20 protein-coding genes are annotated in these 25,397 nt (G+C 62.5%); 9 read left to right on the top strand and 11 right to left on the bottom strand.

Annotated features, from left to right (window positions below; translation table 11 throughout):
- Positions 1–72: 72 nt before the first annotated feature.
- The 7 genes from rseP to lpxB all read left to right on the top strand — a co-directional run bounded on the left by rseP (position 73) and on the right by lpxB (position 8,300).
- Positions 73–1,215 (top strand): RIP metalloprotease RseP, encoded by a 1,143-nt coding sequence (gene rseP / locus MESCI_RS19970; protein ID WP_013531756.1) that lies wholly within the window; start codon positions 73–75, stop codon positions 1,213–1,215.
- A 217-nt stretch (positions 1,216–1,432) separates the two neighbouring features.
- Positions 1,433–3,799: an outer membrane protein assembly factor BamA gene (gene bamA, locus MESCI_RS19965; protein WP_013531755.1), complete on the top strand. Its 2,367-nt coding sequence runs from the start codon at positions 1,433–1,435 to the stop codon at positions 3,797–3,799.
- Positions 3,800–3,874: 75 nt separating this feature from the next.
- On the top strand, positions 3,875–4,933 hold the full coding sequence (gene lpxD, locus MESCI_RS19960) for a UDP-3-O-(3-hydroxymyristoyl)glucosamine N-acyltransferase (protein ID WP_013531754.1): 1,059 nt from the start codon (positions 3,875–3,877) through the stop codon (positions 4,931–4,933).
- On the top strand, positions 4,926–5,393 hold the full coding sequence (gene fabZ, locus MESCI_RS19955; protein ID WP_013531753.1) for a 3-hydroxyacyl-ACP dehydratase FabZ: 468 nt from the start codon (positions 4,926–4,928) through the stop codon (positions 5,391–5,393). Before lpxD ends, fabZ begins: the two co-directional genes overlap by 8 nt.
- A gap of 13 nt (positions 5,394–5,406) precedes the next feature.
- Positions 5,407–6,240 carry an acyl-ACP--UDP-N-acetylglucosamine O-acyltransferase gene (gene lpxA, locus MESCI_RS19950; protein ID WP_013531752.1) on the top strand — a complete coding sequence of 278 codons (834 nt, stop codon included), beginning with the start codon at positions 5,407–5,409 and terminating at the stop codon, positions 6,238–6,240.
- On the top strand, positions 6,212–7,129 hold the full coding sequence (locus MESCI_RS19945) for an LpxI family protein (protein ID WP_013531751.1): 918 nt from the start codon (positions 6,212–6,214) through the stop codon (positions 7,127–7,129). The genes lpxA and MESCI_RS19945 overlap by 29 nt, the downstream gene beginning before the upstream one ends.
- Positions 7,122–8,300, top strand: coding sequence for a lipid-A-disaccharide synthase (gene lpxB / locus MESCI_RS19940; RefSeq protein ID WP_013531750.1), 1,179 nt, complete (start codon positions 7,122–7,124; stop codon positions 8,298–8,300). Before MESCI_RS19945 ends, lpxB begins: the two co-directional genes overlap by 8 nt.
- Positions 8,301–8,355: 55 nt before the next feature.
- On the opposite strand, the gene gltA is transcribed toward lpxB, so the two are convergent.
- The gene (gene gltA / locus MESCI_RS19935) at positions 8,356–9,681 is read right to left on the bottom strand and encodes a citrate synthase (protein ID WP_013531749.1); all 1,326 of its coding nucleotides are present in this window, start codon (positions 9,679–9,681) and stop codon (positions 8,356–8,358) included.
- Positions 9,682–9,865: 184 nt separating this feature from the next.
- Positions 9,866–11,290, bottom strand: coding sequence for a glutamate--tRNA ligase (gene gltX, locus MESCI_RS19930; RefSeq protein ID WP_013531748.1), 1,425 nt, complete (start codon positions 11,288–11,290; stop codon positions 9,866–9,868).
- A gap of 102 nt (positions 11,291–11,392) precedes the next feature.
- On the opposite strand from gltX, the gene MESCI_RS19925 reads away from it, so the two are divergent.
- The gene (locus tag MESCI_RS19925) at positions 11,393–13,855 is read left to right on the top strand and encodes a ComEC/Rec2 family competence protein (protein ID WP_013531747.1); all 2,463 of its coding nucleotides are present in this window, start codon (positions 11,393–11,395) and stop codon (positions 13,853–13,855) included.
- Here MESCI_RS19925 and lexA read toward each other — a convergent pair.
- From lexA to MESCI_RS19905, 4 genes are all read right to left on the bottom strand, one after another.
- A complete protein-coding gene (lexA, locus tag MESCI_RS19920; protein WP_013531746.1) occupies positions 13,849–14,589 on the bottom strand; it encodes a transcriptional repressor LexA in 741 nt (246 codons plus the stop codon). The genes MESCI_RS19925 and lexA overlap by 7 nt on opposite strands.
- A 410-nt stretch (positions 14,590–14,999) precedes the next feature.
- Positions 15,000–16,247 (bottom strand): kynureninase, encoded by a 1,248-nt coding sequence (gene kynU, locus MESCI_RS19915; protein ID WP_013531745.1) that lies wholly within the window; start codon positions 16,245–16,247, stop codon positions 15,000–15,002.
- Between the two features lie 77 nt (positions 16,248–16,324).
- On the bottom strand, positions 16,325–17,161 hold the full coding sequence (kynA, locus tag MESCI_RS19910; protein WP_013531744.1) for a tryptophan 2,3-dioxygenase: 837 nt from the start codon (positions 17,159–17,161) through the stop codon (positions 16,325–16,327).
- Positions 17,158–18,783, bottom strand: a complete 1,626-nt coding sequence (locus tag MESCI_RS19905; RefSeq protein WP_013531743.1) for an AMP-binding protein — start codon at positions 18,781–18,783, stop codon at positions 17,158–17,160. Before MESCI_RS19905 ends, kynA begins: the two co-directional genes overlap by 4 nt.
- A 313-nt stretch (positions 18,784–19,096) precedes the next feature.
- On the opposite strand from MESCI_RS19905, the gene MESCI_RS19900 reads away from it, so the two are divergent.
- Positions 19,097–19,927 carry an alpha/beta hydrolase gene (locus MESCI_RS19900; RefSeq protein ID WP_013531742.1) on the top strand — a complete coding sequence of 277 codons (831 nt, stop codon included), beginning with the start codon at positions 19,097–19,099 and terminating at the stop codon, positions 19,925–19,927.
- Between the two features lie 48 nt (positions 19,928–19,975).
- Here MESCI_RS19900 and MESCI_RS19895 read toward each other — a convergent pair whose 3' ends face one another.
- Genes MESCI_RS19895 through MESCI_RS19875 form a run of 5 tightly spaced genes read right to left on the bottom strand, consistent with a single transcriptional unit; the run spans position 19,976 to position 25,381 of the window.
- Entirely contained in the window at positions 19,976–21,181 is a 1,206-nt protein-coding gene (locus MESCI_RS19895) for a molybdopterin molybdotransferase MoeA (protein ID WP_013531741.1), read from the bottom strand.
- Complete coding sequence (moaC, locus tag MESCI_RS19890; RefSeq protein ID WP_013531740.1) at positions 21,181–21,663, bottom strand: cyclic pyranopterin monophosphate synthase MoaC; 483 nt, start codon at positions 21,661–21,663, stop codon at positions 21,181–21,183. The genes MESCI_RS19895 and moaC overlap by 1 nt, the downstream gene beginning before the upstream one ends.
- Before the next feature lie 2 nt (positions 21,664–21,665).
- Positions 21,666–22,478, bottom strand: a complete 813-nt coding sequence (trpC, locus tag MESCI_RS19885) for an indole-3-glycerol phosphate synthase TrpC (RefSeq protein ID WP_013531739.1) — start codon at positions 22,476–22,478, stop codon at positions 21,666–21,668.
- A 3-nt stretch (positions 22,479–22,481) separates the two neighbouring features.
- Complete coding sequence (trpD, locus tag MESCI_RS19880; RefSeq protein ID WP_013531738.1) at positions 22,482–23,492, bottom strand: anthranilate phosphoribosyltransferase; 1,011 nt, start codon at positions 23,490–23,492, stop codon at positions 22,482–22,484.
- On the bottom strand, positions 23,489–25,381 hold the full coding sequence (locus tag MESCI_RS19875; protein ID WP_013531737.1) for a SurA N-terminal domain-containing protein: 1,893 nt from the start codon (positions 25,379–25,381) through the stop codon (positions 23,489–23,491). Before MESCI_RS19875 ends, trpD begins: the two co-directional genes overlap by 4 nt.
- Positions 25,382–25,397: the final 16 nt, after the last annotated feature.

Raw genomic sequence — 25,397 nt, 5'->3', positions numbered from 1 at the left:
GCCTTGGATTCGCCCGGATTGGTGTCACAGTCACGGCGCAGTCTGCGCCGTGGAAGAATTTGAGGGTTTGTCTTGAACGAGATTCTTCACGCGCTTTTCAGCACACAAGGCTTTGTCCTCGGCACGCTGGTGCCATTCCTCTTCGTGCTGACCGTGGTCGTGTTCGTCCACGAAATGGGCCATTACCTTGTCGGGCGCTGGTGCGGCATCGGCGTCAGGGCCTTCTCGATCGGCTTCGGCCCGGAACTCTTCGGCTTCAACGACAGCCACGGCACGCGCTGGAAACTGTGTGCGATACCGCTTGGCGGCTATGTCAAATTCGTCGGCGACATGAACGCCACATCGAGCCAGCCGACGTCGGAAGAAATTGAAAGGCTGACCGAGGAAGAGCGCAAGGTCGCCTTCCACACGCAGCCGATCTGGAAGCGCGCGGCAACGGTGGTGGCCGGACCGCTGTTCAATTTCCTGCTGACGATCGTCGTCTTTTCCGTGCTGTTCACCGCCTATGGCCGCTATGTCGCCGAGCCGATGGTGGCCGAGGTGACCGCCGACAGCCCGGCGGCGAAGGCCGGCATCCTTCCCGGCGACCGATTCGTCAGCGTCGACGGCAACAAGGTCGAAACCTTTGGCGACGTCCAACGCCTGGTCTCGGGCCGTGCGGACGACGCAATCACTTTCGTCATGCTGCGCGACGGCCGGGAGGTCACTGTGACCGCGGCACCGCGGCTGATGGAACAGGAAGACGCGCTCGGCAACAAGGTCAAGGTCGCTGTAATCGGTGTCGTCAACAACAAGGAACTCGGCCAGCCACGGCTCATCACCTACACGCCTGTTGGAGCTGTCGCGGCAGCGGTCGAGGAAACCGGTCACGTCATCCAGCGCACCGGCCAGTTCCTGCAGCGCTTTGTTGTCGGGCGCGAAGACAAATGTCAGCTGGGCGGCCCGGTGAAGATCGCCGACATGGCGGGCAGGGCTGCGAAACTGGGATTCGAATGGCTCGTGCAACTGGTTGCACTGCTATCCGTTGGCATCGGAATTCTGAACCTTTTGCCGATTCCCCCCCTCGACGGCGGTCACCTCTTGTTCTACGGGGTGGAGGCTGTCATTCGCCGTCCGGTGTCGGAACGGATGATGGAAATGGCCTATCGGGCCGGGTTGCTTCTGGTGCTGTGCTTCATGGGGTTCGTTTTTTGGAACGATCTGTTTGGGTGCTGAAATCATGAAGAAATTTGGCTTCTGCATGGACGCTGTTGAGACGCCGTTTACCATGCAAGGGGATATGAGTGACGCGAAAGCCACGCCGCAGGGTTAAGTAAATACAAATTAACCAGAAGCCTTGCGTGTAGGGAAAATCCGGTTAATACGGTAGGGGAAATTACCGCACGTCCGGTTTTCTCGCCGTGGGGACTACGAGAAAAGGTTATTAAGCCCGATGAAGGCAGCATCCAAGTTTCTAAGCGCCGCGTCCGCGGTGACCCTGTCCGCGGCCATGGTCGTGCCAGGCGCGCTCGCAGTGCAGTTCGTTGCCACATCGGCGGCTGAAGCCGCTGTCGTCAGCAGAGTCGAAGTAAGCGGCAACCAGCGTATCGACGCTGAGACCATCCGCAATTACATCACCATCAAGCCGGGCAAGGCTTTCTCCAGTTCCGATATCGACGGTGCGGTCAAGGCACTGTTTGGCACCGGCCTGTTTTCGGACGTGCAGATCAACCAGGTCGGCTCGACGCTGGTGGTCAAGGTTGCCGAGTATCAGGTTGTCAACCAGGTGCTGTTCCAGAACAACAAGAAGCTCAAGGACAATGCGCTCGCGGCGGCGGTGCAGCTGAAGCCGCGCGGAACGTTCTCGCAGGCGACGCTCGATGCCGACGTGGAATCGGTCAAGGCTGCCTACAAGCGCATTGGTCGCGACGACGTGACCGTGACCACGCAGGTCATGCAGCTTGGCGACAATCGCGTGAATGTGGTCTTCAACATTGCCGAAGGCGATCGCACGCAGATCGCGGCGATCAATTTCGTCGGCAACAGCGCCTATTCCAGCCGCCGCCTGTCGGATATCATCAACACCAAGCGTTCGTCCTGGGTTTCCTTCATCCTGCGCGACGACGTCTACGACGATGACAAGCTGCGCGCGGACCAGGAGCTGCTGCGCCGCTTCTACTACAATCACGGCTATGCCGACTTCCAGGTCGTGTCCGCCGTCGGCGAGCTCGACAGCGCGACGAACAAGTACACGGTCACCATCACCGTCCAGGAAGGCGACCGCTACACGTTCGGCGATGTCAGCGTCGAGAGCACGATCCCTGAAGTCGACGGCAAGTCGCTGGAATCGGTGATCGAGACCCACAAGGGTGACGTCTACAACGCCAAGAACGTCGAGGATTCCATCATCGCGCTGACCGAGAAGGTGGCCGGTTCCGGCTATGCCTTCGCGCAGGTCACGCCGCGCGGCGACCGCAATTTCGAGAACCACACCATTTCGGTGGTCTATACGATCGACCAGGGCACCAAGGCCTATATCGAGCGCATCGAGATCCGCGGCAACGATCGCACGCGTGACTATGTCATTCGCCGGGAGTTCGACGTCAGCGAAGGCGACGCCTTCAACCAGGTGCTCATCCAGCGCGCGAAGAAGCGCCTGGAAAACTTGAATTACTTTGAGAAAGTCGACATCTCGACCGTGCCTGGCTCGCAGCCCGACCAGGTCGTTCTGGTGGTCGACGTGGTTGAGAAATCGACCGGCGAGTTCTCGGTGGGTGCTGGTTATTCGACCGGTGGCGACACGGCCGGTCCGTCGGTCGAAGGCTCGGTGACCGAGCGCAACTTCCTCGGTCGCGGTCAGTTCATCAAGCTGTCTGCGGGCGGCGGCAAGAATTCACGCGACTACAGCCTGTCCTTCACCGAGCCTTATTTCCTCGGACGGCGCATCGCCGCCGGTTTCGACATCTATAAGTCGACGCGGGAATACAACAACAACTATGACAGCGATACCACGGGCGCGACGATCCGTTTCGGCCTGCCGATCACCGACAGCATCACGACCCAGTTGGCGTACAACATCTCGCAGGAAAAATATAAAGTTGACGATGGTTGCTTGACCGATGGGGTTTATATTCCTGGCAGCCCTTGCAATATCTCAACTGCAATCCTTGATGGCATCGATCAGAGCCCTTGGATCAAGTCGTCGGTCAGTCTCGGGCTGGTCTACAACACCATCGACGACATGAAGAACCCGCATGAGGGTATCTATGCCAACACAACCGTCGAAGTGGCCGGTCTTGGCGGCGATGCCAAGTTCGTGAAGATCACGGGACGCGGCAGCGTCTATCAGACGTTGTCCGAGTCGCTTGATCTTGTCGGCCTTATTTCGGGCGGCGCCGGCCATGTCGAGGGTTATGGCAGTGACGGCCTGCGTATCTTCGATCAGTTCCAGAGCACGGACCGCATGATCCGTGGCTTCGCCTATGGCGGTATCGGGCCTGTGGATCCTCTCACGGGTGACCATCTCGGCGGTACGACCTACTTCAATGCTTCTGCTGAAGCCCAGTTCCCGCTGCCAGTCGTTCCGGAAAGCTTCGGCCTTCGCGGAGCTGTGTTTGCTGACGCGGCGACTCTCTATGGCAGCAAGGTTACGAGCGTTGCTCAGGAGTCAACGGACATGCAGCTGCGTGCCTCTGTCGGCGTTGGTCTGATGTGGGCGTCGCCGTTCGGTCCGATCCGTATCGACTATGCGATCCCGGTCAAGAAGGAAGCGCGCGACGACGTGCAGGAATTCAACTTCGGCATATCGACCCGCTTCTGATCGGCGGCCAACGATGCTCTCGGGTCTTCAGGGTCCGGGAGAAATGTTCCGACCTAGCTGGATATAGCTTCTGGAATGACCGATCCGGTGTTCTTCGCGCCATCACGCCGGTATACGGCGGGCGAAGTCGCGAATCTGACCGGCTCGGTGCTTGTCGATTCCGGCCACTCCAATATTTCGATCGAAGCACTCGCGCCGGCCAGCGAGGGCGGCGAGAATGCGCTCGTCTTTGTCGACGGCAAGCGTAATTCCGCGCTGATGCCGTCGCTGCGGGCTGCCGCGGTGCTGTGCCCGGCGGAATTTGCCGGCAAGGCGCCGGCAAGCGTTGCCGTTCTCATTCATCCGCGTCCGCAACAGGCCTTCGCGCTGATCGGGCGTCTGCTGTTTCCGAGGGCAGCGACACCAGGGCCGATGACCAGTGAAACCGGCGTCTCGCCGCACGCTCATGTCGATGCGACCGCGCATGTCGAAGCCGGTGCCGTCATCGAGGCCGGCGCGGTTATCGGGCCAGGCGCTTCGATCGGCAGCGGTACTGTCATCGCCCCGAATGCGGTCATCGGACAATCCTGCCAGATCGGCCGCGACGGCTATGTCGGTCCGGGCGCCAGCATCCAGTATGCCTTGATCGGCAATCGCGTCATCATTCATGGCGGCGCCAGGATAGGCCAGGATGGTTTTGGCTTCGTCGGCGGGGCCAAGGGTCCCGAACGCGTGCCGCAGATCGGTCGTGTCGTTATCCAGGACGACGTCGAGATCGGCTCCAACACCACCGTCGATCGCGGCGCCATGTCCGATACGATCATCGGCCAAGGCACCAAGATCGACAATCTCGTGCAGATCGCCCATAACGTCCGCATCGGCCGCAATTGCATAATAGCCGGGCTTTCGGGTATTTCGGGTTCTGTGGTCGTGGGTGACAATGTCACCATGGGCGGCGGCGTAGGGCTTGCGGATCACCTGACCATAGGGACAGGGGCCAAGCTTGCCGCCAGAAGTGGATTTATGAGCAATGTCCCTGCAGGCGAGATCTGGGGCGGCTATCCGGCACAGCCGATGGCGGAAGCCATGCGGGAGATAGCCATGCTGCGCAAGCTCGCCAGGACCCGCAAACAGGGCGAGGGAGGCAATGGCTGACATGATCGCGTCGACGACGCTGGAAGCGGTCGACATCATGGGGCTGATGAAGCTCCTGCCGCACCGCTATCCGTTCCTGATGATCGATCGTATCGTCGACATCGATGGTGACGAATCCGCCATCGGCATCAAGAACGTGACCATAAACGAGCCGCATTTTCAGGGCCATTTCCCTGAGCAGCCGGTCATGCCGGGTGTGCTTATCGTTGAGGCGATGGCGCAGACGGCCGGCGCCATCTGTATCCGCAGCCTGGGTACCGAAAAGCCGTCGCTGGTCTATTTCCTGACCATCGACAACGCCAAATTCCGCAAACCGGTCGTTCCCGGCGACCAGTTGAAGATCTATGTCAAGAAAATCAAGAAACGCGGCAACCTGCTCAAATTCGCTTGTGAAGCCATGGTCGACGGCGCCAAGGCGGCCGAGGCCGAGATTTCAGCCATGATGGTCACCAGCGACTGACGATCGAGTGCTTATGAAAATCAAGACATCCATCCATGCTTCCTCCATTGTCGAGGAAGGCGCCAAAATCGGCCAAGGCGTGCGCATTGGGCCGTTCTGCCATGTCGGCGCCGATGTGGTGATCGGCGACGACGTCGAACTGGTCAGTCATGTCTCGGTGATGGGCGCGACGTCGATCGGCGCCTCGACCAAGGTCTACCCGATGGCGACATTGGGCGCGCCGCCGCAGAACACAAAGCACAAGGGCGGCCGAACCACCCTGGTCATCGGCAGGAACTGCACGATCCGCGAAGGCGTGACCATGCATCTCGGCACCGATTCCAGCCGCGGTGAGACGACGGTCGGCGACAACGGCAATTTCCTCGCCTACGCCCATATCGCCCATGATTGCGTCGTCGGCAACAATGCGACGTTCGCCAATGGCGCAACGCTGGGCGGCCACTGCGAGGTCGGTAACAATGTCTATATCGGCGGCTTGACCGCAGTGCATCAGTTTGTCCGCATCGGCGACAACGCCTTTCTGGGCGGCTGCTCCGCGATCGTCGGCGATGTGATCCCCTTTGCCATAGCGGTCGGCAACCGCGCCAGTTTGCGCGGTCTCAACATCATCGGGCTCAAGCGCTCCGGCTTGCCGAGGTCCGAAATCCTTGTGCTGCGCAAGGCTTACAGAATGATCTTCGATCGTTCCCGCACTGTTGGCGAGAACATCGAGTTCGCCAAGGCGGAGTTCGCGTCGTCGCCGACCGCCATGAAGATCATCGATTTCATCACCAGTCGCGGCAAGCGGCACTATGCTGTGCCGTCGCTCAAGGGCGGCGATGGCGACGATGTCGATGACGAAGACTGAGACAGCGGCAGCGCGTCTTGATCTTCCGCCGGGCTCCAGGGTCGGCATCATTGCCGGCGGCGGCAGTCTGCCGGTCGAGGTCGCGGCCGGTTCGGCTGAACAAGGCTATCCGCCCTTCGTCATCCTGATGGAAGGCGAGGTCGACCGCATCGCGGAGCTCTCCCGATACGATCATGAAAGCCTCGCTCTGGAAGGTATAGGCTCGCTGGTCCCATTGCTACGCCGGCACCGGATCACCCATCTGGTGCTTGCAGGCGAGATCAAGCGCCGACCGCGATTGCTTGCGCTGCGCCCCAGTCTCAGCCTGCTCGCGGTAATTCCGCTGGTCGTCATGGCGCTCGCGCGCGGCGACGATGGCCTGCTGAAGGTCTTGGCGAGGGGCCTCGAAGCCCGTGGAATAAAAGTTGTCGGCGCCCATGAAGTCGTGCCGAGCCTTGTCGCCGCCGAAGGCGTCCTGACCAACGCCGCGCCACAAAAGTCGGACTGGCGTGACATCGAGGCAGGCCTTGACGCAGCAAAGGCCATCGGGGCGCTGGACATCGGCCAGGCCGCGATCGCCATCGGTGGCCGGACCATTGCGCTGGAAGGCATCGAAGGAACAGCCGGATTGCTTGAGCGGGCAAAGCTTTTGCGCGGCCACGGCCGTATTGCGGGCAAGACCCGCGGCGTCCTGGTCAAGTGCGCCAAGCCTGGCCAGGAACTGCGAGCGGATCTTCCGTCCATCGGCCTGCAGACGGTCGAAGCAGCGCATGCAGCCGAGCTTGCCGGGATTGCCGTCGAGGCGGGACGTTCGCTGGTTCTCGAAGGTCCTGAAACCATCGCGCGCGCCAACGCACTCGGCCTGTTCGTCATTGGCCTGCCTGCCACGACGGAGCCGCACAGTGGCTGACAGGGCATTGAAGATCGCGATTGTTGCCGGCGAGGAGTCCGGCGACCTGCTCGGCGCCGACATAGTACGCTCGCTCAGGCAGGCGGCCGGGCGCGAGGTGCAACTCGTCGGCCTCGGCGGCCGTCATTTGCAGACGCTGGGACTGGTCTCGCCATTCGATGCCGGTGAGATCGCCCTCATGGGGTTCAGTGCCGTCCTGCGCGACCTTCCGCGCCTGATGCGGCGGATCAGCCAACTGGCCAAGACCGTTGCCGACGAAAAGCCGGATTGCCTCGTCACCATCGACAGTCCGGACTTTTCGTTGCGCGTCGCCAAAAAGGTGCGTGCGGCCAACCCGTCGATTCCGATCATCCACTATGTCTGCCCGAGCGTGTGGGCGTGGCGGCCGGGCAGGGCGGTCGCGATGAAGCCCTATGTCGACCACATCCTGTGCATCCTGCCTTTCGAGGTTAAGGAGTTGGAGCGGCTCGGCGGGCCATCGGGCACCTATGTTGGGCATCGCCTGACGCACGATGCGGGCTTGCTCGCTGCAGCCAAGGCGCAGGAGCTGCCGCGCGACCTTTCTCCTGATCGGGTCAAAACCCTGCTCGTCCTGCCCGGTTCGCGGCGTGGCGAGGTACGGCGGCTGCTCGACCCGTTCGGCGAGACGGTGTCGATCCTGCGCGCGCGCGGCCACCGCTTGCGGCTGCTGCTGCCGACCGTCCCGCATGTCGCCGACCTCGTCAAATCTTCCGTCAACCGCTGGGATGAAAAGCCTGAGATCATCGTCGATCCCCAGCGCAAATGGCAGGCTTTCGGCAAGGCCGATGCGGCGCTGATCGCGTCCGGGACGGTATCGCTGGAACTGGCGCTGGCCGGCGTGCCGATGATTTCCTGCTACAGGCTCGACCCGGTCGCGCGCATCTTGGCGCCGTACCTCGTTTCCGTCTGGTCGGCGCTGCTGCCCAATCTGATATCGGACCGAGCGCTTATTCCCGAATTCTACGACGGCTATATCAAGCCGAACAATCTTGCCCGGCAATTGGAGGCACTGTTCGCCGACAGCGGCATGCGTGCCTGGCAGAAGGATGGATTTGCAGAGATCAGGCGGCGCATGGCTACGGGTAGACCGTCCGGCGAGATCGCCGCGCAGGTGGTGATGCGGTATGTCAAGAGAGTGAGTAGTCAGTAATCAGCAGAAATGGCCGACTTCACTACTCACTACTCACTACTCACTATTTCCTAATTCACCGCTTGGCGATCGGCACGTAATCCCGCTCCGGTGCACCGGTATAGAGCTGGCGCGGGCGGCCAATCTTCTGGCGCGGATCCTCGATCATCTCTTTCCACTGGGCGATCCAGCCGACGGTGCGGGCGACCGCGAACAGCACGGTGAACATGGTGGTGGGGAAGCCCAGCGCCTTCAGCGTGATGCCGGAATAGAAGTCGACATTCGGGTAGAGCTTCTTCTCGATGAAATAGGAATCGGTCAGCGCGATCTTTTCCAGCTCCATGGCGATGTCGAGCAGCGGATCGTCCTTGATGCCGAGCTCGCCCAGAACCTCATGTGCCGTCTTCTGCATGATCTTGGCGCGCGGATCGTAGTTCTTGTAGACGCGGTGGCCGAAGCCCATCAAGCGGAACGGGTCGTCCTTGTCCTTGGCGCGGGCGATGAATTCCGGGATGTGATCGACATGGCCGATCTCGCCAAGCATGTTGAGCGCCGCTTCATTGGCGCCGCCATGCGCGGGTCCCCACAGGCAGGCTATGCCGGCGGCGATGCACGCAAACGGGTTGGCGCCCGACGAGCCGGCGAGGCGAACGGTCGAGGTCGAGGCATTTTGCTCGTGGTCGGCGTGCAGGATGAAGATGCGTTCCATGGCGCGCGCCAGCACCGGATTGATCTTGTATTCCTCGCAAGGCACGGCAAAGCACATATGCAGGAAGTTGGCGGCAAAGTTCAGCTCGTTCTTCGGGTAAATGAAGGGCTGGCCGATGTGGTATTTGTAGGCCATCGCCGCGATCGTCGGCATCTTGGCGATCAGCCGCATGGAGGCAACCATGCGCTGGTAGGGGTCGGAAATGTCGGTGGAGTCGTGATAAAAGGCCGACAGCGCGCCGACCACGCCGCACATCACCGCCATCGGATGCGCGTCGCGGCGGAAGCCGGTGAAAAAGCGCGACATCTGCTCATGCACCATGGTGTGGCGCGTCACGCGGTAATCGAAATCGTCCTTCTGCGCCTTGGTCGGCAATTCACCGTAGAGCAGGAGATAGCAGACCTCGAGGAAGTCGCCATGTTCGGCCAACTGGTCGATCGGATAGCCGCGGTGCAACAGGATGCCGGCGTCGCCGTCGATGAAGGTGATTTCGGACTCGCAGCTTGCCGTCGAGGTGAAGCCGGGATCGTAGGTGAAAGCGCCGGTGGTTGAGTAGAGCGAGGCGATGTCGATCACATCAGGCCCGACCGAACCGCTTCGCACCTTGAATTCATGGGTCTTGCCGGCGAATTCAAGCGTTGCGGTGGCCTCTTGGGTCTTGCCCAAATCCAGTTTTTTCGCAGCTTCGGTCATTGCAAACTCCTTCTTGTTTCCTCATGCCGGCAAAGGCAAATTTCGCAGAGCGACACGTCGAAAATCACCGCAATGCGCGTATTCGCCACCGCATTTCAGGAGGTGCGTGCCAGATTGGGCCAAGGCCTAATGTTGCACTGCGAAACCCGCCTTTCAATGCCAATCTTCTTGGGCCAGTTTGCTCCTAATCGATTTGATCTGAGATGCGCGCCAGGCTTTCCTCGCGGCCGAGCACGGCGAGCACATCGAACACGCCCGGCGAGGTGCTTTTGCCGGTCAAAGCGGCGCGCAAAGGCTGGGCCACCGCGCCGAGCTTGTGGCTGCCGGCCGCCGCCACCTCGCGGATCGCCGCCTCCGCCGAGGCGGCTGTCCAGTCATCCGCAAGCCCGTTCAAAGCTTCGTGAGCACTGCGCAGGATCTTGCGGGCGTCATCGGTGAGCAGAAGGGCCGCCTTGTCGTCGATCGGCAGCGGTCGCGTGGCAAACAGGAAGGCCGCGCCGTCGACGAGCTCCACCAGCGTCTTGGCGCGCTCCTTCAGGCCCGGAAGCGCTGCCAGCAACTGCGCCTTGGTGCTGTCGTTCAGGCGTGCGGCGATCGCCGGGCCACCTTCGAGGTAGGGCAGGGTGGCGATGAAGATGTCGAACAGTTCGGCATCGCTCATGCGGCGCATATGCGCGCCGTTGATTGCCTCCAGCTTGGCGAAGTCGAAGCGCGCCGCGCCCTTGTTGACGTCGCCGATGTCGAACCAGGAAATCATGTCCTTGATCGACATGATCTCGTCGTCGCCATGGCTCCAGCCGAGACGCGCCAGGTAGTTGAGCAGCGCCTCCGGCAGGTAGCCCATGGCGCGATAAGCCTCGACGCCAAGCGCGCCGTGCCGCTTCGATAGCTTGGCGCCATCGGCGCCGTGGATCAGCGGGATATGCGACATGGACGGCACGTCCCAGCCCATGGCGTTGTAGATGACGGTCTGGCGGGCGGCGTTGGTCAGATGGTCGTCGCCGCGGATGATGTGGGTGACGGCCATGTCATGATCGTCGACGACGACGGCATGCATGTAAGTGGGATTGCCGTCGGAACGCAGGATGATGAAGTCATCGAGATCCTTGTTAGGAAAGCGCACGTCGCCCTGGACCCGGTCATGGACGACGGTCTCGCCTTCGGTCGGCGCCTTGATGCGGATGGCGCCCTTGGCGCCTGCGGGTGCTTCTGAGGGGGCGCGGTCGCGCCAGCGGCCATCGTAGCGGGGTGGCAGCCCCTTGGCTCTGGCGGCCTCGCGCATGGCCTCCAGTTCGGCTGGCGTGGCGTAGCAATAATAGGCCTTGCCGATGCGCACGAGCTCCTCGGCCACCTCGCGGTGGCGGGGCGCACGCTCGAACTGCGACACCGGCTCGCCGTCCCAGCTCAGGCCAAGCCAGGAAAGCCCGTCGAGGATGGCAGCCGTCGCGGCTTCATTGGAGCGTTCGCGATCGGTGTCCTCGATGCGCAGCAGCATCGTGCCACCGGTGTGCTTTGCATACAGCCAGTTGAACAGCGCCGTGCGCGCGCCGCCTATGTGCAAATAGCCGGTGGGCGAAGGGGCAAAACGGGTGACGACCTTGTCGGACATGGAACTCTCGGAAACCATCTGAAGCGGGGTGCGGTCGCGCGGACTTTCGCGCTTTGCGCGTTCATGTAGCATAGGGTGTCGAGGGCGCAAGGGGCAGACCCGATGGCTGAACGAGGCTGGGGCTCGGATCAGGGCGAGGACGCTGCCATTGGCGTCAGCGAACGATCCCTGTTTGCGCCGCTGCCAGCCTCATTGCCGCCGCCGTCGCCCCTCGTGCCGGATCCCGGCAAGGTGCCCTTGCAAACGGGTGTCGCCGCCTCCGTTCCTGTTGCCGGAACCGGCAGGATCGTGCGCGTGCGCCGGCAGATCGGCCTGATATCACTGCCTCGCCTGCGCCACAGCGTGAACACGGCGGCGAGCCTGGAACTCGACCGGGGCGTGGCCTTCCTGCTGGTGCCGGTCTGCCTTGCGATCGGAGCGATCGGCTATTTTTCGCTGACGGCTGAACCCGACTTTGCGAGACCTGTCGCGGTTGTCATCCTGACGGGGATCTGTGCGCTGGTCTCGCGCTCATGGCCAAAGACCCATCTGTGTTTCATGGCGGCACTTTTGTGCGCCCTAGGACTGCTTGCTGCCAAGGTCGAGACGTGGCGTGCGGGCACACAAATGTTGGGCTCGGAAATCTCGACGCAGGTGACCGGCCGCGTCGTCTCGCTCGACCGGATGGAAACTGGCCGTATCCGGCTGACCATCGACGTAACATCGACCGCAAGACCGAAACTGCGCTATGCGCCGGAACGGGTGCGGCTTTCGGCACGCAAGATCCCGGCTGACGTGACCGCAGGCTCTCTCATCACCGGATATGCCAAGCTTTTGCCGCCGACCGGGCCGGTGCGGCCGGACAGCTATGATTTCTCCTTCGACAGCTATTTTGCCGGCATTGGCGGCAGCGGGTTCTTTCTCGGCAATCCCAAGCTTGTCGTCACCGATGATGGCGACATGCCGCTGTCGGCCCGAATTTCCTCCAGCGTGGAAAATGCCCGTGAAGGCATTGCCGACCATATCAGGGCGAGCGTCGGCGGCGCCGAAGGCGAGATCGCCGCGGCGCTGATCGTCGGCGTGCGCGCCGGCATTCCCGACGACATCAATGAGGCGATGCGACGTACCGGCATCTACCACATCATCTCCATTTCGGGACTGCACATGGCTCTGGTCGCCGGCACCATCATGGGGTTGCTGCGCGGCGCCTTCGCCTTGTTTCCCGATTTTTCCGCGCGTCGCCCGGTCAAGAAGTATGCCGCTGCCGCCGCACTGTTCTCGATCGCAGCCTACCTCGTCATCTCAGGTATCGTCGTCGCCGCCGAACGCAGCTTCATCATGCTGGCAGTGATGCTGATTGCAGTTCTGTTCGATCGAGCAGCACTCACCATGCGCAATCTGGCGATCTCGGCGATCGCCGTCATCGTGGTGTCGCCGCATGAGGTGGTCGGCCCGAGTTTTCAAATGTCTTTCGCCGCGACCGCGGCTCTGGTCGGCGCTTATGCCGGCTGGGCGGATCACCGCGCGGGAAAAGCAAGAACGCCGCCGCCGAAGCGATCCTTGCCCGGGTTCCTGACACGAAAATTCCTGCTGGCGGCAATTGGTCTGGCCATGACCTCGATCATCGCCGGCAGCGCCACGACGCTGTTTGCCATCTGGCATTTTCAGCGTGTGTCGCCGCTCAGCCTGTTCGCCAATCTCGCGGTTATGCCGATCGTCACCGTCGTCATGTTCCTGGCCGTCGCCAGCGCGCTGCTGATGCCTTTCGGATTGGATTGGCCAGCTCTCTACCTGATGGGCAAGGGCCTGACGATGATGATCGCCATATCGGGCTGGATCTCCGAGCGTTCGCCTGTCGATGGGGTCGGGCTGATTTCGCAACAGTCGGTCCTGCTGGTGGCCATTGCCCTGGTCATCGCGACGATGGCGACGACATGGCTGCGGCTCGCGGCTCTGCCATTCGCGTTGGCAGGCTTGCTGACCGTCTCGGATACGCGCACGCCCGATGTGCTGATCTCGGAAGACGCCCGGCTGGTGGCGTTGCCGATCGGTGGCGGTGAGCTTGCCGTCAGCCGGCAACGGCCGAACGAATTCACCGTCGACAACTGGAAACGCGCGCTGACATCGGAAACCATCGTCGTTCCGGAAGTGTTCGACAACAGCGATGGGCAATTCGACGTCGCGGATGCCGTTGAGCTACCGCCGGGATCGCCGTTCTATTGCTCCTCAGGCGTTTGCGTGGCCAGGCACATGTCCGGTGCGATCATTGCCTATGTCGAGGACCGCAAGGACACCTGGAAAGCCTGCGGCTTCGCCGAGCTGATCGTCGTCAACGATGCCACCGCCTATGACGCCTGTCACAACCCGCTGGTTCTCGTCATCACCAAGCGGCAACTGGCTCGCAAAGGCAGTGCCGCGGTCTTCTTCGATCGCCAATCGGCGACCACGCCGGCGACGATCAGCTTCGCGGTGGACAGCCCATATCGGCCCTGGCACACGCAACGCAAATACTCTCGCGAGGCGAGGGGGCTGGCCCCCTTCAAGAAACCCGAGAAGCCAGTGGTCAACCCACAGCCGTCTCAGTAGCGACGGATCAGGCCGACGAGCTTGCCTTGCACCTTGACCCTGTCCGGCCCGAAAATCCGTGTCTCATAGGCTGGATTGGCGGCTTCGAGGGCAATGGAGGCGCCCTTGCGGCGGAACCGCTTCAGCGTCGCTTCCTCTTCATCGACCAGCGCCACGATGATCTCGCCGGGGCTGGCCGTGTCGGCGTTACGGATGATAACGGTGTCGCCGTCGAAGATGCCGGCCTCGATCATCGAATCGCCCTTGACCTCCAGCGCATAGTGCGCGCCGCCCATGATCATGTCCGGCGGCACCGAAATCGAATGCGTCTGATGCTGGATGGCATCGATCGGCACGCCGGCGGCGATGCGACCCATGACCGGGATCGAAACGGCAGAGACCGCATCGTCGTCATTGCCGGGCGAAGGCATCCGCGAAGGCGCCGGCTTGATCTGCCGGCCAAGAGCACCACCCTGACCAAGACTGCCCTGGATGACGCTTGGCGAAAACTTCTTTGCCGCATTGAGGCCTGGCGCGATGGAGTCCGGCAGCCGCAGCACTTCCAGCGCGCGGGCCCGATTGGGCAGCCGGCGGATAAAGCCGCGCTCCTCAAGGGCCGTGATCAGCCGATGAATCCCGGATTTGGAGGCAAGGTCGAGCGCCTCCTTCATCTCGTCGAAGGATGGCGGAATGCCGCTCTCCTTCAGGCGTTCATGGATGAACATCAGCAGTTCATGTTGCTTGCGTGTCAGCATGGCGGCCCCCAGGTTCCCTGAAACCAGAATCGAAAAACAAACCCAGAACAAACACTATCTGTTCCAGTTGTGTTCTGCAACCGTTTAAAGTTTAATGAATTTGTTAAGGCTGCTGAAATTATTTGGCGCTTGCCAGCGGGTTACGATCGACGGGCGCCACCTTTGGCAATGCGCCTGCTCACATTGAAATTGTTATGGTTAATGACCTGTGGCTTATCCTCTACCAAAGCTTGGCATTATCCGTCGATCGACCTCGACAAGGGGCGATTGCAACCTTCGGGACGTTCGTTGGCCGTGAACGAAACGGAGCCAAAACGCCAACGTCAGTTGGGCATTTTGGCTGGAAATTCAGCTCTCCGTTATTTGCCAGGCAGTGAGGGCAGCGACGGCGGATCGCCGGGATCGGTGCGTCAGGTAACGGCTTCCTTGACGGCGAAACGCTGGTCCTTCCATGCACCCGTGCGCAGAATGTCTTCCAGAACCTCAACCGCCAGCCACACATCCTTGTAGCTGACATAGAGCGGCGTGAAGCCGAAACGGATGGTCGACGGTGCGCGGAAGTCACCGATCACCCCGCGCTCGATCAGCGCCCGCATGATTTGATAGCCGTGGTCGTGAAGGAACGACACCTGGCTGCCGCGCCTGGTCGCGTCGCGGGTGGTCTCCAGCGTGAGACCGTAGGCGCCGCACTTGGCTTCGACGAGCTGGATGAACAGTTCTGTCTGCGCGACGCTCTTCTTTCGCAATGCCGCCATGTCGACGTCGCTCCAGATGGCAAGCGCGCCTTTGAGCGCCCGCATCGACAGGACCGGTTGCGTACCGCACAGCAAACGGCGGATGCCGGTGCCGGCAACATAACCCCGTTCGAAGGCAAAGGGCCGCGCATGGCCCCACCAGCCGCTGAGCGGCTGGCTGATATCGCCGTGGTGGCGCTGCGCGGCATAGATGAAGGCCGGCGCGCCCGGACCGCCGTTGAGGTACTTGTACGTGCAGCCGACAGCGAAATCGGCATTTGCCTGATCGAGCTCGACGGGCAGGGCGCCGGCGGTGTGGCAGAGATCCCAGACGATCAACGCTCCGGCCGTATGAGCCCTGCGCGTCAGCGCCGCCATGTCGCGCAGTTCACCCGATTTGTAATTGACGTGGTTGACCAGCACCACCGCCACGTTTTCGTCGATCAACTCTTCGATGGTCGGCGCGTCGACGCCCGCGAGGCGCAGCAGGACGCCATCCCGGGTCGAGGCCACGCCTTCGGCGATGTACAGGTCGGTGGGAAAACTGTCACCTTCGGCGACGATGGCTGACCGGCCGGGCCGCATCTCCATCGCTGCGTGCAGCACCTTGTAGATGTTGGTCGATGTCGTGTCGCAGACAACGGTCTGGCCGGCCGCGGCTCCTATCAGGCGTCCGAGTTGGTCGCCGAGTTCGATCGGCATCTCGAACCATCCGGCCGTGTTCCAGGCTCGGATAAGATCTCGGGCCCATTCCTGCGTCGCCGCCTGCTGCAGCTCGCCGAAAACGGCATGAGATGCTGCCCCCAGTGAATTGCCGTCGAGATAGATCACCCCCTCCGGCAGAATGAAACGGTCGCGCATGGCCCGCAGCGGATCCGTGGCATCCATCGCTTCGACTGCGGCGAGATCAGGAATTCCACTCATGGTCAGTCCCCGGTTGTTCGCGAAGGGTTTCCGCCACAGAGCGTCCCTTCGGTGAGCCTGTTCTCATTTCGATGATGTCAGAGCCGGGTGCGGACCGTCCACAGCTCCGGAAACAGCACGACCTCGAGCATTTTCTTCAGATACGAAGCGCCCGACGTGCCGCCGGTGCCGCGCTTCAGACCGATGATGCGCTCCACCGTGGTGACGTGGTTGAAGCGCCAGCGGCGGAAATAATCCTCGAAGTCGACCAGCTTCTCGGCCAGTTCGTAGAACATCCAGTAGCGCTGCGGATCGCGGTAGATAGTCTGCCAGGCGACCAGGACCTCTTCATTCTCGGTTCGCGTCTCACGCCAGTCCGTGCGCCTGGCATCGGCACCGATGTCGAATCCGTTGCGCGCCAAAAGCAGCAGCGCTTCGTCGTAGAGCGATGGCTCGGCCAGGATGGCTTCCAGCTTTCCGCTGAGGTCAGGCCGATGCTTGTGAGGGCCGAGCATGGCCAGGTTGCGGTTGCCGGCCATGAACTCGATGGCGCGATACTGCCAGGACTGGAAACCCGAGGACTGGCCGAGCGCGTCGCGAAACTCGGTATATTCGCTGGGCGTCATCGTCCGCAGCACATCCCAGGCATTGTTCAGCTGCTCGAAGATGCGCGCGACTCGCGACAGCATCTTGAAGCTCGGCTCGAGCCGGTCGGCGCGGATCGAGCGGATCGCGGCGCCAATCTCGTGCAAAGCGAGCTTCATCCACAGTTCCGAGGTCTGGTGCTGGATGATGAACAGCATCTCGTCATGCGCCGACGACAGCGGCGTCTGCGCCTCCAGCACTTTCTCCAGGTGCAGATAGTCGCTGTACGACATGCGCTCGTTGAACGACATCTGTGCGCCTTCGGACGCCGGATCGTAGGGCTCGCTCAATTGACTTTCTCCGTGCGCAGCCGGAAGCGCTGGATCTTGCCGGTCTGGGTCTTGGGCAAAGCAGCAATGAATTTCACCGATCGCGGGTATTTGTAGGGCGCGATCGTCGCCTTGACATGGTCCTGCAGGCGCTTGGTGGTCAATGCGTCAGGCGCCACGCCCTGCACCAGCACGACATGCGCCTCGACGATCTGGCCGCGCTCGGCGTCCTCGGCGCCGATCACCGCGCATTCGGCGACGTCGGGATGTGACAGAAGTGCGGCCTCGACCTCGGGGCCGGCAATGTTGTAGCCGGCGCTGACGATCATATCGTCGGAGCGCGCGGCGAAATGGAAGAAGCCGTCCTCGTCCTGCGTGAAGGTGTCGCCGGTGATGTTCCAGCCGTCGCGCACGTAGTCCTTCTGCCTGATATCGGCCATGTAGCGGCAGCCGGTCGGGCCGCGCACCGCCAGCCTGCCGGTCGCGCCGCGCGGTACTTCGCGCATCTCGTCGTCGACGATGCGCGCCTCGTAGCCGCCGACCGGCTTGCCGGTCGACGCGGGCTTCATGTCGCCAAAGCGGTTGGAGATGAAGATGTGCAGCATTTCGGTGGCGCCGATGCCGTCGAGGATCGGCTTGCCGGTCTTTTGCGTCCACTCTTCGAAAACCGGAGCGGGCAAGGTTTCGCCGGCTGAAACGGCAACCCGCAGCGAAGACAAATCGGCACCTTCATACATGGCCTTCAGCATGGCGCGGTAGGCAGTCGGTGCGGTGAAGGAGATCGTGGCTTTGTAGGTCTCGATGATGTGGATCATGTTGGGTGGCGTCGCCTGCTCCAGCAGCGTCGCCGCCGCACCGAAGCGCAGGGGAAAGATAGCGAGCCCGCCAAGGCCGAAGGTGAAGGCCAGCGGCGGCGAGCCGACGAAGATGTCGTCCGGCGTCACCTCCAGGATTTCGCGGGCATAGGCGTCGGCGATGATCAGGAGGTCGCGGTGGAAATGCATCGTCGCCTTCGGCACGCCTGTCGTGCCCGAGGTGAAGCCGAGCAGCGCGACATCGTCGCAGCCGGTGTTGACGGCGGTGAATGTCACCGGCTTGTCGAGAGCGGCACGATCGAGCTCGGCATCATGGTTGGCGGTGCCGTCGAAGCCTATGACCTGTTTGAGGAAGGTGCTGTCCTTGGCGCAGGCGGTCATCTCGTCCATCAGCCTGGTGTCGCAGAGCGCGACGGTGATTTCCGCCTTGTCGACGATCTTGGCCAGTTCGCCGGCGCGCAGCATAGGCATGGTGTTGACGACCACGGCGCCGACCTTGGTGGCAGCCAGCCAGCAGGCGACCATGGCGGGGTTGTTGGCCGAGCGGATCAGCACCCGGTTGCCGGGCTCGACGCCATAATTCTCGACCAGCGCGTGGGCGAGCCTGTTCGTCCAGTCGGACAGTTCCTTGTAGGTGCGGCGGCGGCCATTGCCGATCAGGGCTGTGCGGTCGCCGAGGCCCTTCTCGACCAGCCGGTCGGTCAGTTCGACACCGGCGTTGAGGCGTTCGGGATAGTCGAAGCCGTCGAGCAGTATATCGGGCCATTGCTCCGGCGGCGGCAGGTGATCGCGCGTGAACGTGTCGATATGCGCTGAAGGCCCAAGCATGTCGCCGCTCTCCCGTCTGCTGCCTGGCCAGTGCGCAATGCGCCTTGGCTGGATGTGGTGGATCCTAAGGTCCTGCTCTGAGGAGGCTTCGTGCTGCCCATCACGCCTGCTCGGAGATGCGCGTCCGAAAGGGTGAACATCTGCACGTGAGGGCAGCACAGCAGACCTCCCATTGTCGGCTGTTCGTACGGGCAGGATCGCACCAGTCGAAATTTGTTTCAAGCCTAAAATGTTTTGCCCTGGAGCATTGACGCATGGCGTGGCGCTGGCCATTGCTAGCGCAACAGCGATGCCGTTTTGGGGGAGGGCGCAGATGTTCGAACGTCACATCGTCGATTGGGATGATGCCTATGCCAACGGCGCGAACATCGCCGGCAGCGACCGTTGGCCAGCCGCCTGGGCGGAGCCAGCGGCAGCATTCCGCGATGCGCTCTCGGCAGAGAGCCGGGCACGGCTCGACATCGCCTATGGCGACGGGTCGCGCAATCGGCTCGATCTTTTCCTTCCCAAGGCCGCGCCCAAAGGACTGGTGGTGATTATCCATGGCGGTTACTGGCTGGAGACCGACAAGAGCTTGTGGTCGCATCTCGCCAAGGGCGCGGTCGGCAGCGGCTTCGCCGTTGCGATGCCCTCCTACACGCTGTGCCCGGACATACGCATCGCAGGCATCGTCCGGGAAGTCGGGGCGGCGATTGGCAAGGCAGCGGCAATGGTTGACGGACCGCTGATGCTGACCGGACATTCGGCCGGCGGCCATCTCGCCACCCGGATGGTGACGACAACCACGCCTCTGGCGCCGGATGTGGCGCGGCGCATACGCCATGTCGTTTCGATTTCAGGTCTACACGATTTGCGTCCGCTCATGCGCACCGGCATGAACAAGGACCTGGCAATCGACGAAGAGGAGGCGCTGGCTGAAAGCCCAGCCCTGCTGCGCCCGATGGATGGCGCCCGCGTCACCTGCTGGGCCGGCGGCGGTGAGCGCGCCGAGTTCCTGCGCCAGAATGCGTTGCTTGCCAACATCTGGACCGGCCTTGGCGCCACCACCAGCACCGTGGTCGAGCCCGACCGGCATCACTACGACATTGTCGACGGCCTTACCGATCCGGCGCATCCGCTGACGCAGAGCTTGATCTCGAGCTAGAGCCGAGATCACTTTCTCGCCTGTTATGAACGGCTTGCCTGGAATTCCTCAGCGCAGCATCAAAACGCTGCAAGCCTCGCCCGCGGCTGCTGCAGGGGCAAACGGCGCCCGCACGATCAGCCCGTTGGCGTCGGCCAGCATTCTCAGCATCGAGGAATCCTGAATGCCGAACGGCGTCGCCACCAGCGCGCCGTCATCTTCCCTGACCACGGCTCGGACATAGTCCTGGCGCAAATCATTGGCCGGCATTGCGGCACCCAGTCGCGCTGGGCGAATGTCCTGGCGATGGTTGCGGCCGCCGAGCCGCGCCAGCAGCGGCTTCAGGAACAGTTGCGAGCAGACCAGGCTTGCCACCGGGTTGCCGGGCAGGCCGATGCACCTGATATCGCCGAGGCGGCCGAACATCAGCGGCTTGCCGGGGCGCATGGCGATCTTCCAGAAGCCGAGCGTCATGCCTTCGCCGGTCAGTACGTCGTGGATCAGGTCGTGATCGCCGACCGAGGCGCCACCAAGCGTCACGATGACATCCGCACCGGCCGCCACCGCTTTTTGCACCAGTTCGGCGATGGCCTCCTTGCGATCGGCGGCAATGCCGAGATCGAGCGCGCGGGCGCCGACCGAGTGTGCGGTGGCAGCGACGCCATAGGCATTGGACGAGATGATCTGGTCCGGGCCGAGATTACTGCCCGGCGGCAGCAATTCGTCGCCGGTGGCGATGATGGCAACAAGCGGTCGTCTTACCACCTTGACCTGGGGATGGTTGGCCGATGCTGCCAGCGACAGTGCCGCCGGGTCGAGCAAACGGCCTCTTTCGAGCAGCACATCGCCTGTTGAAAAATCGAGCCCGATGCGGCGGATATTGCGCCATTGCGCCGTCGGCTCGGTCACTTCGATTTCGCCGCCGCCGAGGTCGTGGACATTCTCCTGGATGACGATGGTGTCGGCGCCTTCGGGCAGCGGAGCGCCGGTGAAGATACGCACCGCTTGTCGCTGGCCGACCGTGCCGTCAAAGCCGCGCCCGGCAGGCGCCATGCCGATTACCGATAGTTTCGATGGTACCGACGCCACGTCGGCGGCTCGAGCGGCATAGCCATCCATGGCGGAAGCGTTGAAAGGTGGCTGGGTACGGAGTGCCACGACCGGTTCCGCCAGAACACGATCCACCGCCTCGAACAGAGGAACGCTTTCGCCGGCTAGAGGTGCCGCACCATCGAGCAGGCGTTCAAGCGCCTCCGCGATAGGAACCAGCGCCATCAGGAGCTCGCCTTGTAGTCACCCGACTTGCCGCCGGTCTTTTCGACCAGGCGGATGCCGGTGATGACCATGGCGCGGTCTACTGCTTTGGCCATGTCGTAGATGGTCAGGCAGGCTACCGAAGCGGCCGTCAGCGCTTCCATCTCGACGCCCGTCTTGCCGGTGACGCGCGCCAGCGCGGTGACCTTCAGGCCCGGCAATGCATGGTCGGGCTCGATGTCGACGGAAACCTTGGTCAGCAGCAGCGGATGGCAGAGCGGGATCAGATCATGCGTCTTCTTCGCGGCCATGATGCCGGCGATGCGCGCGGTGCCGAGCACGTCGCCCTTCTTGGCGTTGCCGGCGAGGATCATCTTCAGCGTCTCGGGCTGCATCGCGACAAAGCCTTCGGCGATCGCCGTGCGCGTTGTTTCTTCCTTGTCGCCGACATCGACCATGTTGGCCTCGCCCTGCGCGCCGAGATGGGTCAGGCCTGATACCATCGTCAGATAGCCTCGGCCAAAGCCTTGCCTGTCAGAAGCAGGCGCGTCGCGGTGGTGACGTCCTGTTGCCGCATCAGGCTCTCGCCGACAAGAAAAGTGCCGATGTCGCTCTTTTGCAGCCTGAGGCAGTCGTCATGCGAGAAAATACCGCTCTCGCTGACCAGCAGGCGGCCGCCCGGCACCATGGGTGCCAGCCGCTCCGACGTTTTAAGGCTGGTTTCAAATGTTCTCAGATTGCGGTTGTTGATGCCGATCAGCCGCGACGACAGTTTTAGCGCGCGCAGCGTCTCGGACTCATCATGCACCTCGATCAGCGCATCCATGCCGAGTTCGAATGCCGTTGCCTCAAGCTCGCTCGCTAGGGCGTCGTCGACGCTGGCCATGATGATCAGGATGGCATCCGCGCCCCAGGCGCGGGCTTCGTAGACCTGATAGGGATCGAACAGGAAATCCTTGCGCAGCGCCGGCAGCGCGACGGCGGCTCGCGCCCGGGTGAGAAATTCCGGCGCGCCCTGGAAGGACGGTGCGTCGGTCAGCACCGAAAGACAGGCAGCACCACCCTTGGCATAGGCCTGCGCCAGCGCCGGCGGATCGAAATCGGCGCGGATCAGCCCCTTGGACGGGCTTGCCTTCTTGATCTCGGCAATCAGCGCAAAGGCGCCGGATTTGCGCTTTGCTTCGAGCGCGGCAAGAAAGCCGCGCGGTGCGTCTGCGTCCTTGGCTCGCGCCTTGATTTCGGCCAGCGGCACACGTGCCTTTGCCGCCGCGATCTCGTCGCGCTTGTAGGCCTCGATCTTGCGAAGAATGTCAGACACGTTTTATCCGTTCGAAATCTCGACCAGCCTGTCGAGCACTTGCAGGGCCCGGCCGCTGTCGATGGCTTGCGCGGCGAGCGCGATGCCGTCGGCAAGCGTCGTCGCCTTGCCCGCCACCACCAGGCCGGCGCCGGCATTCATCAGCACGGTGTCGCGATAGGCGCCGGCAGCGCCGCCCAGCATATCGCGCAAGGCTTTGGCATTGTAGTCCGCATCGCCGCCACGCAGTTCGTCCTTGCTGTGGCGCGGCAACCCAACCGCTTCAGGCGTCAGGGTGAAGCTGCGGATCTCGCCGCCGATCAGTTCGGCGACCTGCGTCTCGCCGGTGGTGGTGATCTCGTCATAGCCGTCGCCATGAGCAACCCAGGCATGCTCCGCACCTAGTGCCTTCAGCGTCTCGGCAACCGGCAGGATCCATTCCGGCAGGAACACACCGACCAGCTGCCGCTTGACGCCAGCTGGATTGGAGAGCGGCCCGAGCAGGTTGAAGATGGTGCGGGTGCCGAGTTCGACGCGGGTCGGGCCGACATGTTTCATCGCTGGATGGTGCGCTGGCGCGAACATGAAACCAACGCCAGCCTCGTGGATGCAGCGGCCGATGAATTCGGGCGAGATGTCGATCTTGACGCCGAGCGCAACCAGCACGTCGGCGGCTCCTGTCAGCGAGGACAGGCCACGATTGCCGTGCTTGGCAACCGGCACACCACTGCCGGCGATGACAAAGGCCGATCCCGTGGAAATATTGACGCTGTGGGAATTGTCCCCGCCGGTGCCGACGATATCGATGGCGCCGTCCGGCGCGTCGACTTGCAGCATCTTGGCCCGCATGGTGGCGACGGCGCCGGAAATCTCGCTCACCGTCTCGCCTCGCACGCGCAGCGCCATCAGGAAACCGCCGATCTGGCCGGGGGTCGCATCACCCGACATGATGATGTCGAAGGCCTCGCGCGCTTCCTCGAAGGAAAGCGCGCTACCGGTCGCGATCTTGGCGATATGGGTTTTCAGCGCGCTCATCTTGTCGAGGCTTGGGCGACGGCGGCCTGGTCGACGCGAACGTCGTACTGCGTCTGCAACTGCGCCACCAATTGGTCGAGCAGGTCGTCCGACATGCCGGAGGTGAAGGATTTCTGTGCGTCATCCGGCACCGAGCTGGCATCGGCCCCGGCGGGCTCGAACACTTCGGCGACCTTGTACAGGATCTGCCCGTCGCCGGTAGGCGAGGGGATCAGGCCGGTACCGCCTTCGCCGACTCCGAACATCGCTGCGGCACCTTCCTTGCCGAAATCGACATCGTCAGCCTCGCGCTTGACACCGCGCTTGGTCTGCTTTTCCAGCTTCAGTTCGCTGGCAATGACATCGAGCGTTGCGCCGGCCTTGAGCCGCTTTTCCAGCTCGTCAGCCTTGGCGGCGAGCCGCTTGCTTGTTTCCGCCGCCGTCCAGTCGGCCACGACTTTCTGACGAACCTCATCCAGCGTGCGGTCGCGAGCCGGCGTGATGGACGCCACCTCATAGAAGACGAAGCCGTTGTCGGCTGTGGTCAAGGCATCGTTTTCCGTGTTGGGTTCGGCGTCGAAGACGGCTTTGATCAGCTCCGGCGATTGCGGCAGGTCCTTGACGATGCTTGCATCTGGCCGCAGTCCACTGCGATCGATGGCATCGATGGTGACGACCTTCAGCTTCAGCTTGGCCGCGGCGTCGGCCAGCGAACTGCCGGCGGCGCGGGTGTCATCGTAATTGTCGCGCACGTCCAGAAGGATGCGGCTTGCCTCGCCCAGCGCCAGATCCTTGCGGATCTGGTCGGACACCTCGGCCAGCGGCTTCACCACTTCGGGCTTGATCTCGGTGACACGCAGCAGCACCGGACCGAAGGCGCCCTGCACGACCTGGCTGACTTCATTGGCGTTAAGCGCGAAGGCGGCGTCGGCGACCGCCTTGTCGGCGATCTTGTCCTTGGCAAGCGTGCCGAGCAACGTGTCGGCCGGGGTCTTGCCTTCCGCCGTGACCAGCTTGTCGAAAGTGGCGCCTGCCTTGAGCGAATCGAGCGCGGCCTTGGCCGCATCCGGCGTCTTGAACACGAGTTGCTCGATGGTACGCAATTCCGGCGTGGTGTAACGCGCCTTGTTCTTGTTGTAATCGTCGCTGACCTGTTGGTCGGTGACGGCGGTCGGATCCATGATGTCGACCGGCTCGAGGCGGACATAGGAGAATTTGCGGTATTCGGGTGCCGCATATGTCTTCTTGTTGGCTTCGAAATAGGCCGAAAGCACGCTATCGGATGGCGCCGCGATCGGCTCGACGAGTGCCTTGGGCAGCGTCAAATAGTCGATGGTGCGGTCTTCGCCGCGATAGAGCGCAACTGCCTTGAAGAAAGTGTCCGGAGCCTTGAGGCCGTCCGAGACCGCCTCGACAATCTGCTGGCGCACCGCCACCTGAGCACGGTTCTTCAAATAGTCCTCGGGTCGCATGCCAATCTGCTGCAGCATATATTCGAACGTTCTGCGATCGAACTGGCCGCCCGGGCCTTTGAAGGCCGGGTCTTCGCGTGTCAGCTCGGCCAGCCGGTCTTTGGAAAGTCCGAGGCCCAGCTTGCGGGCCTGTTCATCGAGAACGGCACCCGAGACGAGCTGCGCCAGCACCTGGTTATCGACACCGAGCGCCTTTGCCTGTTCGTGGCTGAGACGTTGGCCGAACTGCTGCGACATGACGGCGAGCTGGCGATCATAGGCGAGACGGTATTCGTTGATCGACACTTTGGTGCCGCCAGCGGTTATCACCGAATCATGGCCGGCCAAACCGCCCATCAGCCGTCCGGAAACGCCCCAGACCAAAAAGCTGAGCACCAGCAGCACCAACAGCCCCTTCGCGACCCAGGTGCCTGCCGCGCTTCTCAATATACCAAGCATTTTTACTTCCGATTTA

Origin of the sequence: Mesorhizobium ciceri biovar biserrulae WSM1271 (assembly GCF_000185905.1) — a bacterium.
GTDB lineage: Bacteria > Pseudomonadota > Alphaproteobacteria > Rhizobiales > Rhizobiaceae > Mesorhizobium > Mesorhizobium ciceri.
The sequence above is the reverse complement of the archived record's forward strand: the minus strand, read 5'-3'. Positions and strand labels throughout refer to the sequence as shown.

Bases quoted from the DNA above. Each gene is read 5' to 3' on its own strand.
- bamA (WP_013531755.1), top strand. From the start codon at position 1,433: ATGAAGGCAGCATCCAAGTTTCTAAGCGCCGCGTCCGCGGTGACCCTG.
- lpxD (WP_013531754.1), top strand. From the start codon at position 3,875: ATGACCGATCCGGTGTTCTTCGCGCCATCACGCCGGTATACGGCGGGC.
- fabZ (WP_013531753.1), top strand. From the start codon at position 4,926: ATGGCTGACATGATCGCGTCGACGACGCTGGAAGCGGTCGACATCATG.
- lpxA (WP_013531752.1), top strand. From the start codon at position 5,407: ATGAAAATCAAGACATCCATCCATGCTTCCTCCATTGTCGAGGAAGGC.
- MESCI_RS19945 (WP_013531751.1), top strand. From the start codon at position 6,212: ATGGCGACGATGTCGATGACGAAGACTGAGACAGCGGCAGCGCGTCTT.
- gltA (WP_013531749.1), bottom strand. From the start codon at position 9,681: ATGACCGAAGCTGCGAAAAAACTGGATTTGGGCAAGACCCAAGAGGCC.
- gltX (WP_013531748.1), bottom strand. From the start codon at position 11,290: ATGTCCGACAAGGTCGTCACCCGTTTTGCCCCTTCGCCCACCGGCTAT.
- MESCI_RS19925 (WP_013531747.1), top strand. From the start codon at position 11,393: ATGGCTGAACGAGGCTGGGGCTCGGATCAGGGCGAGGACGCTGCCATT.
- lexA (WP_013531746.1), bottom strand. From the start codon at position 14,589: ATGCTGACACGCAAGCAACATGAACTGCTGATGTTCATCCATGAACGC.
- kynU (WP_013531745.1), bottom strand. From the start codon at position 16,247: ATGAGTGGAATTCCTGATCTCGCCGCAGTCGAAGCGATGGATGCCACG.
- MESCI_RS19905 (WP_013531743.1), bottom strand. From the start codon at position 18,783: ATGCTTGGGCCTTCAGCGCATATCGACACGTTCACGCGCGATCACCTG.
- MESCI_RS19900 (WP_013531742.1), top strand. From the start codon at position 19,097: ATGTTCGAACGTCACATCGTCGATTGGGATGATGCCTATGCCAACGGC.
- MESCI_RS19895 (WP_013531741.1), bottom strand. From the start codon at position 21,181: ATGGCGCTGGTTCCTATCGCGGAGGCGCTTGAACGCCTGCTCGATGGT.
- moaC (WP_013531740.1), bottom strand. From the start codon at position 21,663: ATGGTATCAGGCCTGACCCATCTCGGCGCGCAGGGCGAGGCCAACATG.
- trpD (WP_013531738.1), bottom strand. From the start codon at position 23,492: ATGAGCGCGCTGAAAACCCATATCGCCAAGATCGCGACCGGTAGCGCG.
- MESCI_RS19875 (WP_013531737.1), bottom strand. From the start codon at position 25,381: ATGCTTGGTATATTGAGAAGCGCGGCAGGCACCTGGGTCGCGAAGGGG.